Origin of the sequence: Pseudomonas sp. B21-032, from assembly GCF_024748965.1 — a bacterium.
Lineage (GTDB): Bacteria > Pseudomonadota > Gammaproteobacteria > Pseudomonadales > Pseudomonadaceae > Aquipseudomonas.
Genome location: NZ_CP087180.1, coordinates 3,451,685 through 3,467,046, shown reverse-complemented (window position 1 = coordinate 3,467,046; position 15,362 = coordinate 3,451,685). Strand labels below are relative to the sequence as shown.

The window sequence follows — 15,362 nt, the reverse complement described above, 5'->3', positions numbered from 1 at the left end:
TTTAGCGGCGTTTTAAGTGCTTCGCTTCCGTGCGGGGCTGGACCTTGCGCTGACAAAAAGACAGGGCCACGCAGAAGAGCGCGGCGATGGTAAATTAGTTGACGTCAAAATGATATCACTTGCCTGTACAAGTGCTATTTGACCCGGAACGGTTGCGCCGCCATGAACGCCACCGGCAGTAGCGGCACGGCGAGGATCATCAACACGCCATCCGCAGTGACAGTGACCGGTGTCAGCAGCACCTGGGTGACCTTGCTCTTTTCCCTGTAGGCCGAAACTTGAAGGGTGTAGGTGCTGTTCAGCGTGTTGCCCTCCAGGGCGCTGATGTCCTTTCTCGCCTTAAATCGGCTGCCTTGAATTTTGTAGCGACGCACCAGGGCGTCCTGTTGCGTTGAGACCACAAAGCCCAGCGTTTTTGCCTCGTTGATCTCATGTGCCTGGAGTTGCGCAAGCCCGGGCATCCTGAGCTCGAACTCGCCGTCCAGGGTTTCATACATGCTGACGTGAACCGGCAGAAACTCGGCCTGCATCCTGGCATGCAACCCTGAGCGAATCGCCTGCAACAGCGCGGGTTCGACGAGGATGAAGTAATGGTACTTTTTGCCCAGCACCACAAAGCTCTTCTGGTCTGCCGTCACATAGAGCTGGCCAACCTGCTCGGTATAGACTTCATCGCTGGCTCGCGGCTCGTACAACTTGCTGGTCAGGCAGCCACTGATGCTGGCGATGGCCAGTGCAGACACTGCGGCCCTGAGCAATCGTGACCTGGGTGGGGGCTTGTGCATGTTTTATCCATTCCATGGAGGGACGTTGGTGGATCATAACCTGCAAGTGGTGCGATAGCGTCTAACAAACTGCGCAAGGCAGGCCCGCCACAACAGCGGGCCTGCTGCATGGGTCAGAGCTTGGGCAGTTGCCCGACACGCCCCATCATTTCCGTCACCACCTGCAGGTCCAGAAGGAACTGCTCCACCGTCTTGAACTCGTTGTCGTTATGCCCGGTGTACTTGACGTCGGGCATGGCCAGGCCGAACTGCACGCCGTTGGGCAGTTCATGCACCGAGGTGGCGCCTGCGGAGGTGCCGAATTCGTGCTTCATGCCCAGGTTCTCGCTGGCAACCGCCAGCAGCGCCTTGACCCATTCGCCCTCGGGGTTGCGGTACATTGGCTCGGCGATCGAGTAGTCGAAGGTCGGGCTGATGTGGCTCTGCTTGCTCCATGCATCCAGCTTGCCGGCGATTTCGCTCTTCAGGGTTTGGGGGCTTTTGCCCTTTGGCACCCGCAGGTTGACCGCCAGTTTCAAGGCTTTGTCATCGAGGCCAACGTAGGTCAGCGAGGTGGTCAGCGGGCCCATGAAACTGTCGGAGAAACCCACGCCCAGTTTGCCGCCCAGGTAGTCCAGGCCCCAGTTGTCGGCGGCGTAGCGAGCGGCGTCGGTGATGTGGTTGTGTTTGAGGGCAATCTTGCCATCAAGGCCGTTGATGAAGCCGAGCATCCGCGCCACCGGGTTGACCCCGGACTCAGGTTCAGAGGAGTGCGCCGAGACGCCAGTGACGGTCAGCTTTACATCCTTGCCGTCGACCTTGGCGCTGACTTCGAAATTGCCGCCATTGGCCTTGACGTACTCAGCGCCGGCTTTTTGCAGGCTGGCTGCCAGTTCGGCGGGCTTGTCGGTCACCAGGGTCGCCACCGAAGTCGAAGGGATCTGGTTGGTGGCCAGGCCACCGCTCAGGGTGGTGATTTCAGCGCCGTTGCCTTCGCCTGCGCGGCGGGCAAAGCTGGCCATGACCGTGCCGTAGCCTTTCTCGGCGATCACCACCGGGTAACCACCGTCCAGCGCCAGGTTGTAGTTGGGCGTGGGGTTGCGTTCGAAGTAGTAGGGGATGGCGTCGCCGGTGGTCTCTTCGGTGGTGTCGACCAGCAGCTTGAAGTTGCGCGCCAGTGGCAGCTTTTCTTCCTTGATGATCTTCATCGCGTACATCGCCACGACGATGCCGTTTTTGTCGTCTTCGGTGCCGCGGCCGTACATGCGATCGCCAATCAGGGTGACCTTGAACGGGTCAAGGCGGGTGCCGTCCTTGAGTACCCAGTTCTCTGGCGTCACCGGTACTACGTCGGCGTGGGCGTGGATGCCGACCACTTCATCGCCTTTGCCTTCAAGGGAAATCTCATAGACACGGTTGTCGATGTTACGAAAGTTCAGGTTGAAAGCCTTGGCCAGACCTTTGATCTTCTCGGCGATCTTGATGAACTCGGGGTTGTCGTGCTGCTCGACGCCGTCGACCCGGAAGGTCGGGATGGCCACCAGCTCACGCAGGGTCTGGGTGGCCGCATCGCCGTACTTGACCCGCGCATAGATGCCCAGCAGGCGATGGATTTCGTTCTGTTGTTCAGCCGTCAGCTGCTGGTTGGCGAGGAAGGCGGCGATGCTCTGGTCGAGTTTGTCGGCCTTGCCGAGTTCGCTTTTCGCCAGGCTGGCGAGGAACTGGCGGAAGTCCTTGACCGAAGTGTCGCTGAAGCTCTTGAGAATGGCCGCGCTTTGCTGTGGGGTGAGGTTGGCATAGGCAGGCGTGGTGATTGACGCCAGGCCAGCCAGCATCAAGGTGGCCGCGGCCAGTTTTTTCAGGGCGAAATTCATTGCGGGGGGCATTCCTTTGCAGGCAAATAATGAGAAAGGATGGGTGCAACAAAACATTTCCAAGCTACCACCATGAGGGCCTGGTACGGGAGTGCCTGAAGTGGGATGTGTCGCACAGAAACGTAAAAGCGACGCAGAAACGAAAAAGCGTCGGGAGGGAATGGCGTGGAGTTTTCAGTCAGCCGCGCACGGCTCGGCATCGAAGCAGGCCTCCAGTGCCTCGATGTCATCCGGGCGGGGCAGGCTGATCCGGTGCGTCAACGACAGGGTCATGGCATCGGTATCGATGTGCAGGGTGTCGGTGAACAGGGGCAGCGCCAGGACTTCGCCACTGCGCAGGTGCATCAGCACGAAGGGCCGGTGCGCGGGCAGTTCGACGCAGAGTTGGCCGTTGTGGCCCAGGGCTGGAGCCGTGAGGTTGAACAGTTCGATGCGCAGCCTGGCGGGAAGAAAGTCGATTTGCTGGTCGATAGGGGCGGCGTTCCAGTAGGCAAAGTCGAAGTCGGCGGGTAGCCCGGGCCAGGGCTTTGCCTGCCAGGCTTTGTTATAGGTACCGGCCAGGGCCAGGCGTGGTGCCCAGTCCCGGCCCACCACCCCGAAGCCTGCCGGGCAGTAACCGTAGGTGGCCGATAGCTGGGCCATGTCGGCCGCACTGATGTCGCCGTCCGGGTGGTGAGTGATGTGCAGGTGGGTCACCGGCCGCTCGAGTGCTTCGATTTGCGGGGCTGCCAGGCGTTGCAGTGGCGTTTGCAGGGACCAGGCGTGTTTTTCGTGACGCTTTTCGATCCAGCCCCGGCCCAGGGGGTTGCTGTAGCAGACCTGATGGAGCAGGTAGGGCTCGGCGCTGGTGCCCGGGTAGCCGGGGTTGGCCAACACGCTGCTGCCGCCAAAGGCATACTCCCAACGCAGCGGCACGCAGGTGGCCGGCTCCGCGGCAGACAGGCGCCAGCCGCTGAACAGACCGTGTTCAAAGTAGCGCGGGCCGCTGAAACGCAGCTGTTTGTCGAGCAGTATGTCGCACGCGGTTTCGCCCTGAGGCGCACTCAAGCGGATGCCGGCGGTCCAGGACGTTGCCGGTTCGCCGCCGGGGGCGTGGGCATGGCCGTTGACGATCACATCGCAGCGCGGTTTGAACGGCGCCAGGTCGCTTTCTTCATAGACACTGCTGCGGCCTTGTTCACCGAAGTAGCGATCGGCGGCGCAGAGCAGGGCCGGTTCCTCAGCCATCACTTCGGCACTGCAGTGCCCCGGCTGGCCGGCAATCGGCAGCAGGCGATAACCAACCTTGATGACCACCACGGGATGTTCGTTGCCCCGCGGGTCGAGCGCGCTGAAACACAGCGCGGCAAAGGGCGTCTGGTTGTGAAATTCCATCGTGGGTCCTTGAATTGATGTCGACATCCTTGCCGTTGATTGGGGTAGCGCCCTGAGCCTGAGCCTAAGGCTGCAGGGGACGCGTCAGGGGAATCTAGGTGGGTGGGGCTTTCTGCCTCAAGAGACGAGATGGAAATCAGACACGTCCTACATAGCTCTTTGCTTTTGTCTGTCAGATATGTCGGATGAGATCTGGATTTTTGTTGACTAGGGGCTGTTTCTTTTACGGGCATCAAGGTGCCGTCCGTGATTCCAGGTCCAGATCTTCCGGCCATTTCACTTTGGGCGCGAGGCGTCGAGCTAGATTGAAGGTGACCTTTTCGTTGTTCCAGTCCCGGGGCGGGCGAGGGAAGGCAGGGAGCGCCTGCGGTCCCTGCTGCATGAACAACTGAGCCAGGGCCCAGTACATTTCACCCTGCTGGATGCCGTGGGCGAAATGGAAGCGATCGATGACCTTGTTGGTGCCGGGGCTGACCACGGCGAGGGTGACTGTTTCGATGAAGCCGCCAGTGCCCATGGGGCCATACACACTACAGGCCTCAGCGCGCAAATCGTCCCAGTTGTAAGCTTCAACCCGTACCCCCCAGGCACTGCGGCTGAACGGTCGGCGTCCGTCATGAAAGAAGCGGTAGACGTAGACTTTGCGGCGCAGGCGGTTGAAGCGAATGGGCTGGTCGCGAGGGGCTTCTACGTCCATTCTCCAACAGTAGATGCCTCCCCATACGCTTGTAATCAATACGATTAGAGAAGCTACATTGTCCAGGGCTGGGGGGGCGTTGCCTGTTATTTTGAGGTAAGTAGTCAGAAAAATAACCGTGGCTATAGCGCACAATAAGAGAAAGAAAGATATCCAGATTCCGATGCCCTGTGCTAGCAGTTTTGAACTGGCTATTTCAAGATAGATTTCATCGGAGTGATTAGGGGGGGTTAAAAGTATCGATGGGTGTGGGCGGGTGTTCGGAGTTTCGTTGGGGGCATTTAAGTCGCGCTTCCAGCCTGGGGCCGGTTTGTCAAGAAAGGGGGAGGCGCAGGCCATAGATGGACTCCAATAAATATAAATTGGGTATTCGCACCCGGTTCACGTGTTTATGTTATAGGCGGGAATTACTTTCAGACATGGAGTCTGTACAACAAAGCGCCGTCCGCGATTCCAGGTCCATGTTTTCTGGCCACTTCACCTTGGGTGCCAGACGACGGGCTAGATTGAAGGTGACCTTTTCGTTGTTCCAGTCCCGGGGCGGGCGAGTGAAGGCAGGGAGCGCCTGCGGTCCCTGCTGCATGAACAACTGAGCCAGGGCCCAGTACATTTCACCCTGCTGGATGCCGTGGGCGAAATGGAAGCGATCGATGACCTTGTTGGTGCCGGGGCTGACCACGGCGAGGGTGACTGTTTCGATGAAACCGCCAGTGCCCATGGGGCCGTACACGCTACAGGCCTCAGCGCGCAAATCGTCCCAGTTGTAAGCTTCAACCCGTACCCCCCAGGCGCTGCGGCTGAACGGTCGGCGTCCGTCATGAAAGAAGCGGTAGACGTAGACTTTGCGGCGCAGGCGGTTGAAGCGAATGGGTTCGTCTCGGGGAGGCTCTACGTCCATTCGCCACATATATACGCCGCCCCACAAACTAGTAACAAATGGGAGTAGCAAGCTTAAAGCGAGTAGGGGGGGTGGTGCGTTGCCCGTGTCGACGATGTAGTTAGACATGAAAATTGGAGGTGCTATAGATGAGAAAAGAAAACAAATGGCTAGCCAGATGCCGATGCCGCGGGACCTAACAGTGGCGCGGGGCAAGTCTAGGTACAATTCATCAATATGGTTGGGGGCGTTGAGCAAAATGTGAGGGTGTAGCTTTACTGTCTGTGCTTGATTGGGGCCGGGAAGGTCGTACTTCCATCCGGGCGCTGGCTTGTTGAGTAAAGGCTGGATGATGCCCATGAAATTGGCTCCTGGAACAATAGAAGAAGCAGTTGGCCCTGTAACGACAGGACGTCGAAGGTTTCTGGTTATTGTCTGATACTTACCTCGACGACGTTAACGTAAGCGTTGCATATGCGTCAGGAACATAGCGGTCCGGCCAATAGGTCAATGATAACGTGGACGCTTCAGTTTTTTTAAATTGGCGGCCAGGCGGCAGTATTAACACTCCCGTAATATCCAAGATTTGCATTGTGCTGTTATTGTTTAACTTAATTGTACGAATACTGGAGTTTGGCGTGTCGCTGTCTGCTACATAGTCAATCGCTTTCGGCGGTTTCGACGTGCCCGGCGCTGCATTGAGTTCGCTAGTTGGGGAGTTCAAGCTGCCTTTGACGGCTATTTCGGCTGTCTGCCGTTTGGACGGTCCGTCGCCTTCACGATGAAGATGGATCGTCCAATGATATGCAGAGCGGTCTGATTGGAAATATGGCAGTGACAGACAATATTGCAAACGCTGCTCATATCTGGCCGTCGCAGGCCCTCCCGCGAATAGAACCTGTGTGGACAAAATTGAACGAAATTCCATTCCGGCGTTGATGCCCAATGTTGCAGCATTAAGTTCTGCGATGGCTATATGGGCATGCTGGGGCGTGTTCCAATGGGTTTTTGGTGTTTCATTCGCCCGGCCGAAGAAACATCTTTTGGCCCAAATCTCGAGGGGGGAGGACTCTCTTCCTTCAGCGAGTTTATATAGTCCGTACCCGATTAGTCCTAGCGCTACAGCTATTCCAATAGGACCCAACAATGCATTGGCTCCCATAACGGCAGCATATATACCCAAACTCACCCCTATGCCAGATGATGTCATAGATATGACGTAAAGGTTCGCTGCGCCGATGTCACCGCTTTTTAAACTACGTTTGGCTGCCATACCGGCCTGGGTCGCGTCGAATAGGCCTGCCACCGCCCCAACGACGGCCCCCGTTCTCACAAGAACTCTGCCTGTGTTGACTGTAGCGGCAGCAGTAGCGGTTGCCCGCGCAGTCAACGCACCCGCCTGCTGAATCTTCACCGCCCCTACTTCCAGCGCCTTGCCTACGATCTCCACACTGCCGCCCAGCACCCCCAGGGTGCTGCCAAGCAAAGCCATTCTGGCTTCAAGCGATTTGTCGCCGATTGTCTGATCAACGGCTTCAAGGTTTTTTTTCATGGAGTCGGCAAGCAGGTACATTCCTCCCAGAGCAAGCAGCAGCTCGCCACTGCCTGCGATGCCGCGCAATCCGGTAAAGCCTGTGCGTACCCAGTTGGCCGCTTGCTGTGTGGAAACCTTGATCCCGTCCAGCAACGCTCGGGCCTTTGGGTCCAGGCTGCCGACGGTTACGACGATGCCTTCCAGGAGGTCCTGTGCGCCTTTGCCCGCGCGGTTGATGGCATGATTTGCTTCGCTCATCAGTTCACGCTGAAGTTTTTCCACTTCGCCTTCCACCCAGACACTGACGGTGATCATCTGGTCGGCCAGCTTGGGGTCCAGCACCGCTAGGCTCAGCAGTCCACCCTGGATCATCGGGATCACATTCCTGCGCACTTTGCGTTCGTCGTGATTCACCTTGCCCAGGCTCTCCTTGATTCCTTCGGTGCTCTGGTTGAAGGCCTCGACAGCCTTGCGTTGCCGTTCACGCAGGTGTTCACACTGCAGGGCGTAGTACTCGCTGAGCTTCATCTGCACCTTGAGCTCGGTTAGGTGAATGCCGTTGTGCAGCAGTTGAATGGCGCTGTTGAGCCGGGACACAGCTCGCTCGACACCTGGCCCGAGCGCAGGCTGCAGGCGTGCGCTGGCGGCATTGAGGGCGCCCAGCAGTTGGGCCATGGCGTCTTGCACAGACGTGCGCAGCAACTGCATCGACTCGTCGCTGGCCAGTATCTTGCTCAGTGCAGCGTAGAGTTTTTCGCTGTCGTTCCAGTCGGTATCGGTGCTGGCCTTGAAACTCGGCAGCAGCTCGGCCAGCAGTTGCCTGTCACGCCGCAGCAGCGCGCGGTAGACGGGGCTCTGCGGGTTGCGCAGCCAGGTGTCCCAGAGCATCGCCGTAGGCCCCGAGTCGGCGTCAGTACTGTCTGTTACCGGGGCCTCGCTGATCCCGCCACTCAGGCACAGCGCCATGGTCTGGCTGTAGGCCTGGCCCGAGGCAAAATCGGCACCGTCGTAATCGTGCTGTTCGCAGCATAAAAAGGCCGGCGTGCGGCAGGCCCCGGCGTAGGCTCGGCCGGCACCGTCGATGATGCGCTGGAAGCTTGCCAACTGCTGGTCATAGCGCTGCTGGAACTCAGCGCGTTGCTGCTCGTTGTAACGCTCTTCCAATCGTCTGGTGTGCTCGAGGGCGCGCTCGTTGACCAGCCTTTCGCGCACCCGTTGGGGATCGGCAAACACCGGTGGGCCATCGCCGGTGAGCGGGTCGGGGGTGGCTGGCGTTTGCTGTTGCGCCCAGTCGCGATGCATGGCGCGGATCGCCAGCAGCAGTTGCGAGGTCTGCTGTTGATAGGCCCGGTCCGGGGTGTTCATCCACTGTTGACGGTGTCCAATCCAGCCGTTGCGAATCCTGTTGAGTTCCTGCACCAGGCCGATGCTGTCGTCCAGTTCCAGGGCCAGCACGCCGTGTGGCAGATCATGATGGGCGATGGCGTTGCGCAGGTAGCCTCGCAACGCGGTCAGGCGCCCGGCTCGAGTGTAAAAACCATGCACGCTATCAAAGCTTGGACTGGGCTGCTGTCGGTACTCGTAGACTTTGTTGTCCACCTGCAGGTTTTCGGCCGTCATGGCCCAGCCGACGCTGGCCGGATCGTTGCGTGCTGTGCCCAGGTCAAGCGCTAGAAAACGCTCGGGAAAACGCCCGCTCTTGTAGGCGGCGAGGACGCTGGCGGGCCACGGATCGCTGGCAAAGGCCAGCCACGCCATGGTGTATTTTTGCGTGTCGATGTTCAGGAACGCCGCTGGGCAGTCATGCCCGGCCGCGATGCAGCTATCGGCCAACGGTGTCTCGTTGGTGGCCGCAGGCTGGTAGGGGTTGAACTGACGCAGGTAACCGTCGGGCGTGACCTGATAGGCCTGCCAGACCTGGCGGTCGAGCAGCACGTATAGGTAACCTGCCCGCAGGGTGCGCCAACCCATGCGGGTATTGTCGTCAGGCAGGGGGTATTCATGGGCCAGGCGCGGCACCACGGCCTTGCGCAGCGGCAGGATGGGCATGCCCTGACGCTGGCAGACTGTGCATTGGTCGTTGTTGACCAGGCATTCGGTGGTGGCGATGGCGAGTTGCGAAGTCAGGCTCAAGGGTATGCTCCTGCATGGCTCAGGTCGGTGACAATCCGTTGCCAGCTGTTGTCGTTGCAAGGGGCGAGCAGGGTACTGAGCGATGCTGTTCCTCGAGCCGCCTGGTCGATCAGTGCACGGACGCGGGCGTGCTCATGCAGCCGCAGATCCAGCAACAGGCAGTGCATGGCCAGGGTGATGATGTCGTGATGGTTTTTCAGGCCCAACTGACGGGCCTGGTGTATCTGGTAATGGGCCTTGGCAGCGGCATGGGGCGGCAGTGTTGTTGCACCTGTCCAGCGCGCCGGCGCGAACGTCAGCGGCAGGCTGAGGGCGCGTCGCCAGGTGGCAAGTAAGGTTGACACCAGCACCACCTCCTGCTGCACCTCGCCAGCGAGTGGACGAGGTACGACACTCGCGTGCGGATGGCTACTGATGACGCTGCTGGCACCGCTGGACATCGGAAACAGCCAGTGTTGAATCGGCCACCAGAATCCCTGTTCCGCCTGCTTCAACGTGCCGGCCAGCAATTCCAGGCGCAACGGTTCATACACCGGAAAGAACTGTGTGCCCTGTGCCATGGGCAGATGCCCGAGCGCGATCAGGTGCGCACTGAATGCAGCGGTGGTGACGCTGCTGCTGAGCCAGCCGCAGACGTAGCGTCGGGAGCGCGTGGCGTCCTCGTTTACACGCTGTGCCGAGAGTGACAGCAGACGCTCCGAAGGCCGGGCGCCGGGGCTGGCCAGGGTCACCAGCACCGGGCAGGCGTGCGGCGTGTGCTCAAGGTCCGGACGCCACACGCGGGTGAGGGCGTCGTCGCCCAGTGTCTGGCGCAGCGCCTCGATATGCAGGGGATCGTCCGAGGCACAGTCAGCCAACGGGTCGAGCAGCAGGTACAGCGTTGCTTCGGGCGTGTAGATCTCATCAACGAACTTCTGCACAAGCGCCGGCGTCATCGGTTTTTCTCCACACAGGTTTGCCCTGCCTCGGGCGAGAGCTGCAGGGAAAAGGGCTGTGCGCTGCCCGGCGCAGTCATTTGCACCGGCCCCTGTAGGGTAATGGCCAGGCCATTGAGGTGAATGCCCTGGGCATCGATCGTCAGGCTGCCGCCAGGGCCCTGAATGACCAGGCGCTCGCTGGCTTGCAGCTGGTAGGTTGTGGTGGTGCGCTGCATGCCCTGGCCGGCGCTCAGGTGATGCTGGCCGTGGGTGAGGTGCTCGCTGTGGCCGCCGACTTCGGTGCGATGGTTGGCAGTGGTGGCGTCAAAACGGTCATTGCCGACGCGCTCCCAGCGGTCATTGCCGATGCTGATCTCATGGTTCTGGCCAATGTTCAGCGAGCGGTTCAGGCCTATGTCCTGGGACTGGTTGTGACCGATGGAGAGGGTTTCATCGTTGCCCACCGTCTCACTGCGATCATTGCCAACAAACACCCCATTGTTGTGTTTGATATGAACGTTCTTGTCCTTCTGGGCATGGATGAACACCTCTTCCTGCCCCAGCTCATCCTCAAAGCGCAGCTCGTTGAAGCCCTGGCCCTTGTGGCTGCGGCTTTTGATGGTCATGCGCGTTTTGTGCTTGGGCAGTTGATACGGCGGCAGGTTGGTTTCGCGGTAGGCGCGGCCGGTGGCGATGGGCTGGTCGGGGTCGCCGTCCAGGTAGCTGATGATCAGTTCCTGGCCGACCCGGGGGATGGCCATGGCGCCCCAGGTGGCGCCGGCCCAGCCCTGGGCGACGCGGATCCAGCAGGAGCTGTGGTCGTCCTGGTGGCTGTCGCGGTCCCAGGGGAAGCTGACTTTGACCCGGCCCCATTCGTCGCAGTAGATCTCTTCGCCGGGCGGGCCGACCACGCTGGCGATCTGCGGGCCGTCGATGCGCGGCTTGGGCCGTAGCGGCGCTTTCCAGTCGGCGTCCCAGCGGATGGCGCTGGCGCTGAGCCGGTAGGCGGTGCCGCTGTCGCTGGCGAAGGCCTCTTCGAGCAGGCTGCTGTGCTGCGTGCCGTGGTGCTCGATGGCGATGGTGCGCCAGCGGTCGTTGAAGTCCTCGCGCGGGTGGTCGTTGAGGTCGAAGGCCAGGCCCGGCTGCAGACGCGCGTCATCGCCTTCCATGTGGGCCAGGCGGGCGTCGCTGCGCAACGCGGTCAGGCGGGTTTTGGTGAAGGGCTTGCCGCTGGCGTCGCGCTTGTAGCGGCCGGGGTAGTCGTAGCGTTCGTAGTCGCTGTGCTGGTGGTCGAGGTCGCTGGCGCCGACGGCGTTGTGCTGCAGGTTGTAATAGGGGTGGGTGAAGGTGTAGTCGCGCTGCACCTGGCGCGCGCTGCGCACCTGTTCGGTGTAGTGAAAGCGCTGCAGGGCCGGCTCGGCGCTGTCGCCGCCGGCCAGCGGCTGGTAGAGCACCGGGCAGTGCTCGTGGGTGCCGATGGTGCCCAGGCCGCCGACGCGGTCGGTGAGCCACAGGGTATGGCCGTCGGCACGGTGCTCGAAGCTGTACAGCAGGCCTTCTTCGGCGGCCAGGCGGGCGATGAAGTCGAGGTCGCTTTCGCCGGCCTGGACGCAGTATTCGCGCGGCCGGTGGTCGAAGCACAGGTAGGTTTTGACCTCGCTCAGGCGCTGGGCCTCGAGCACCGCGAGGATGATCTCGGGCACGCTCTGGCCCTGGAACATGCGCCAGTTCGAGCGCAGGCCGGCGCGCGCCAGGCTGGGTTCGAGCACGGCGCGGTAGCGGGTGCGGCGAAAGCCGGTGTCGCCCTGGCTGAACAGGCTGACCAGGCCGTGCACGTAGCGCACCGGGGTGTCGCCCCGCCACAGGGTGAACAGCGCGGCCAGGTCGAGCACGCGGTTGAAGTCGACGGCCGGGTCGTGGCTGGCCAGCTCCAGGCTCAGGCGAAAGGGCTGGGACAGGCCTTCCTCGAGGTGGAACTCGACCACCTCGAAGGCGTCGCCCTGCAGGGGCTCGAAGGTGAAGCGCAGGTCGCTTTGGCGGGGCATGGGGGGCTCCTTGTAGGGTCAGTCGACCAGCCAGCTGGCGTCGCCGTTTTCCAGGGTGCCGCCGTGGTCGGTGGTATCGCCGACCCGGGCCACAGAATGGCCGCCAATGGTCATCGACGACGAGCCGCTGGTGATGCTGGCGCCGCAGCCGAGGGTGTCACCAACCCGGGCAATGGCGCGGCCGTTGACGGTGAAGCTGTCGGCGCCACTGTCGACCGTGGTCGGGCCGCAGGTGGGGCAGTGATGGTTGTGGCCAAGTAGTACGATGGCAGGCATATCGCCTCCTGATCGGTGCAGCAGGAAAGGGGTGCGCCACAGGCGAGCCGTGGCGCAACGGTACGGGCGCAGCGGTTAGGCCGGTTTGCGCCAGTCGTCAGAGGCCTCGGTGCCGGCCACTTCATGGCTCCAGCTGACCTTGCGGTAGGCCAGGCTGGTCTTGATCAGCTGGGTGTAGTTGGCGTTGTCGCTGTCCTGGGCATGGGGCAGCACGGTGTGGATGTCGACCACGGTGGCGTCTTCCAGCTTGGTGGTGAAGAAGTGCTCCTGCTTGCCGTCTACCGAGGTCCGAAACCACTTCACCTCGACAGTCGGCAGCATTTCGCCGGTGGCCAGGGCCTGGTAGAGCATCGGCGAGGCCTTGCTCAGGGCGCTGGTGAAGATCAGTGGCTTGTGCACCCGCTGGCCTGACGGCTGGCCGCTCTGCGGGTCGGTCGGGGTGGTGATCTGGTGATCGATTTCCTGGGCGAGGATCTCGTCCTCATGGCCTTCGACATAGACGTTGCCGACCGAGTCGGCGGTGAAGGCGCCCTTGGTGATGTGGCCCTGGTTCTGGCCGTGGATGCTGATGTAGGCAGGTGTTGGCATGACATGCTCCGTGTCGCGTTCGATTGAACGACCCGCAGGTCGCCACCGTCGCCATGACGGTGAGTGTGTTGGCCCGATGGGCCAGGCTTTGCAGGCGCCCGGGGGCGCGCTGAAAATCGTTCAAAGGCTGAGAATCCGTTCCAGCGACACCAGCACCTGTTCGCTGATGCTGTTCAGGCGCAGGGCGTAGGCGCTGTAGGCGCCCACCAGGACCACGGCGGCCAGGGCCCAGGGTGTCCACAGCGGCAAGCTGCGCTTGAGCCGGTAATTGCGTGGGGCAATGTTGCGCAGCGGCTCGGTCAACTGCGTGGGCGTTTCGCCCCTGAGCGGGCGCAGCACGCCGTGCAACTGGGTGATGATCTTCTGCACCTCGACCTCACCGTTGGCCTGCTTGCCGTACTTGCCCTTGAGGCCCACGCACAGGCACAGGTACATGAACTCCAGGACGTGCTGGTACTTGGCCGCTTCGCTGGACATGCGCGCCAGCAGGGTGAAGAACTTTTCGCCGCCCCAGGATTCATGGTGCAAGGCACTGAGCAACGGCTGCTGTCGCCACTCGCCATGAAAGCCCCAGGCGCTGCTCATGACCACTTCATCCACCAGCAGGCAGAGGCTGTAGGAGTAGGCCTTGAGAGTGCTGGGTTGGTAGTCGAGTTGGGCGACTTCTTCCATTACCGTGACGATCTGGTTGTGAATGCTCTGGCGCAAGGCCAGCACCTCATCGTGCGCGTCCAGGCTATGCAGGCGCAGGACCAGCCCGATCAGCGGCATGGCGGCATCACACAGCGGGTTCCACGACAGCCCGCGCAAGTCGAACTGCGGGTCGCAGCGCAGCGGCCCGGGAGCGCCGGCGGGGTTGCCGTTTTTGTGCAGCACCGCATCAAAGTGGAGCTCTTGATTGCTCGGTTCCTGGCTGGCATCACGCATCTTTTTCACTCCTGATGGCCCACAGCTGCAGCTCAAGCTCAGGGAAGTCACCGGCGATGTGGAAGCCAAAGCCGCTGGCGCTGCGCAGGCTTTGCCAGGCCGGGTCGTGGCGGTCGAGTTCGAAGTAACTGAAGCCGGCGTGGAACGGCAGGTGGCGTGGCGCCACCGGCAGGGGGATCAAGGGGATGCCCGGCAGTTGCAGGCTGATCAGCCGGCCCAGGGTTTCGCTGGAACTGATCTTGATCTGCCGCGGCAACTGCTGGCGCAAGGTCTCCAGCGGCAGGTTGGCGCGTACCGCCAGAATGAACTCGGCGTTGTCCAGCAGTCGCTTGTCGCCCAGTGCGGCGCTCATGACGCCGTACTCCAGGGTTTCGATCGGCAGCGATACCGCCCGTGGTTGCAGCACCGTACCCAGGGCCCGGCGCAGGGTAAGTTCCAGGGGCTTGAAGCACAGGTGCAGGTTGTCGTGCTGGTAGGCCGGGCATTCCTCGGGCAGGTGGCTCTCATCGGTGAAGGTCACCAGCTCGCCGCAGGCCTGGGCAAAGGTGATGTACAGGCGTTCGGGGTGGATGTGGCGTTGCCGGTTCAGGTGCTGGAACAGCGGGTACCAGCGGTTGAGGGTTTGCAGCAGGTTGAAGTCGGTGACGTCGGCCACCCCGGACTGCCCGGGCGAGCCGATGCGTTCGGCCAGGTTGCGCGCCCGTTCACGCATCAGCCCGGTGATTTCGCCCAGGTAGCGCTGCAGCGCCGGCACCGCCTGCAATGACAGGCTGGTGGGATAGAACTGCTCGTCCATCACCAGGCTGCCGTCGGGGCGCTTGTCGTGGATCCTGCCCACGGCAATGCTGGTGAAGGCGCTGCGGTCATCGCGTTCGAGCATCAGTTGCAGGTTGGGGACCGCCAGGTTCATTTCCACCTGGTCGCCGCTTTCGCTGTGGATGTCATGCACCGGCTTGCGCTGGGCGATGTAGCGGCTGTTGGCGTACTGCTCGGGCCAGCGCACCTCCAGGCCTGCGGCGGATTTGAGCGGCAGCGTCAGGTAGACCACCTGGTTGACCAGGCCGCTGTCGCTGATTTCCAGTGGCGCTGGCGGGGCCAGGTCGCCGGGGATGTCGAAGACGCTGCCGTCAGGCAGGATGCCCCGCGCACGATTGATCGCCACCTTGGCAAAATTGAGGAACTCGTTGTTCAGCTCCAGCTCGCTGAAGCCGTACGGCGCCGGGTTGAGGCTTTCGACCCGCTGTTGCGCGGCGGCCTCCATAGCGCGTACCTGTTGCTGGAAGTGCTGGGGTTTGACGAACAAACCCTCGTGCCAAATGACCGGGTTGCGTGAACTCATTGTCGGGCTCTCTGAAG

General features: G+C 61.5%; 12 protein-coding genes. All 12 read right to left on the bottom strand.

Annotated features, from left to right (window positions below; all coding sequences use genetic code 11):
* Nucleotides 1–134: 134 nt before the first annotated feature.
* Complete coding sequence (locus LOY54_RS15845) at nucleotides 135–743, bottom strand: hypothetical protein (RefSeq protein ID WP_258607096.1); 609 nt, start codon at nucleotides 741–743, stop codon at nucleotides 135–137.
* A gap of 155 nt (nucleotides 744–898) precedes the next feature.
* The gene (locus LOY54_RS15840; RefSeq protein ID WP_258607094.1) at nucleotides 899–2,638 is read right to left on the bottom strand and encodes a dipeptidase; all 1,740 of its coding nucleotides are present in this window, start codon (nucleotides 2,636–2,638) and stop codon (nucleotides 899–901) included.
* Nucleotides 2,639–2,812: 174 nt separating this feature from the next.
* Entirely contained in the window at nucleotides 2,813–4,012 is a 1,200-nt protein-coding gene (locus LOY54_RS15835) for a DUF2169 domain-containing protein (protein WP_258607093.1), read from the bottom strand.
* Nucleotides 4,013–4,244: 232 nt separating this feature from the next.
* Nucleotides 4,245–5,048: a DUF6708 domain-containing protein gene (locus tag LOY54_RS27465; RefSeq protein WP_309475651.1), complete on the bottom strand. Its 804-nt coding sequence runs from the start codon at nucleotides 5,046–5,048 to the stop codon at nucleotides 4,245–4,247.
* Between the two features lie 55 nt (nucleotides 5,049–5,103).
* Nucleotides 5,104–5,946 (bottom strand): DUF6708 domain-containing protein, encoded by an 843-nt coding sequence (locus tag LOY54_RS27460; protein WP_309475650.1) that lies wholly within the window; start codon nucleotides 5,944–5,946, stop codon nucleotides 5,104–5,106.
* A gap of 82 nt (nucleotides 5,947–6,028) precedes the next feature.
* The gene (locus LOY54_RS15820; RefSeq protein ID WP_258607091.1) at nucleotides 6,029–9,253 is read right to left on the bottom strand and encodes a T6SS effector BTH_I2691 family protein; all 3,225 of its coding nucleotides are present in this window, start codon (nucleotides 9,251–9,253) and stop codon (nucleotides 6,029–6,031) included.
* The gene (locus LOY54_RS15815) at nucleotides 9,250–10,188 is read right to left on the bottom strand and encodes a hypothetical protein (RefSeq protein WP_258607089.1); all 939 of its coding nucleotides are present in this window, start codon (nucleotides 10,186–10,188) and stop codon (nucleotides 9,250–9,252) included. Before LOY54_RS15815 ends, LOY54_RS15820 begins: the two co-directional genes overlap by 4 nt.
* The gene (locus LOY54_RS15810) at nucleotides 10,185–12,215 is read right to left on the bottom strand and encodes a type VI secretion system Vgr family protein (protein WP_258607087.1); all 2,031 of its coding nucleotides are present in this window, start codon (nucleotides 12,213–12,215) and stop codon (nucleotides 10,185–10,187) included. The genes LOY54_RS15815 and LOY54_RS15810 overlap by 4 nt, the downstream gene beginning before the upstream one ends.
* 18 nt (nucleotides 12,216–12,233) lie before the next feature.
* Nucleotides 12,234–12,491 carry a PAAR domain-containing protein gene (locus tag LOY54_RS15805; protein ID WP_093381831.1) on the bottom strand — a complete coding sequence of 86 codons (258 nt, stop codon included), beginning with the start codon at nucleotides 12,489–12,491 and terminating at the stop codon, nucleotides 12,234–12,236.
* Nucleotides 12,492–12,566: 75 nt separating this feature from the next.
* A complete protein-coding gene (locus LOY54_RS15800) occupies nucleotides 12,567–13,079 on the bottom strand; it encodes an Hcp family type VI secretion system effector (protein WP_045197961.1) in 513 nt (170 codons plus the stop codon).
* A 120-nt stretch (nucleotides 13,080–13,199) separates the two neighbouring features.
* A complete protein-coding gene (gene icmH / locus LOY54_RS15795; RefSeq protein WP_258607085.1) occupies nucleotides 13,200–14,006 on the bottom strand; it encodes a type IVB secretion system protein IcmH/DotU in 807 nt (268 codons plus the stop codon).
* The gene (tssK, locus tag LOY54_RS15790; protein ID WP_258607083.1) at nucleotides 13,999–15,345 is read right to left on the bottom strand and encodes a type VI secretion system baseplate subunit TssK; all 1,347 of its coding nucleotides are present in this window, start codon (nucleotides 15,343–15,345) and stop codon (nucleotides 13,999–14,001) included. The genes icmH and tssK overlap by 8 nt, the downstream gene beginning before the upstream one ends.
* Nucleotides 15,346–15,362 lie beyond the last annotated feature (17 nt).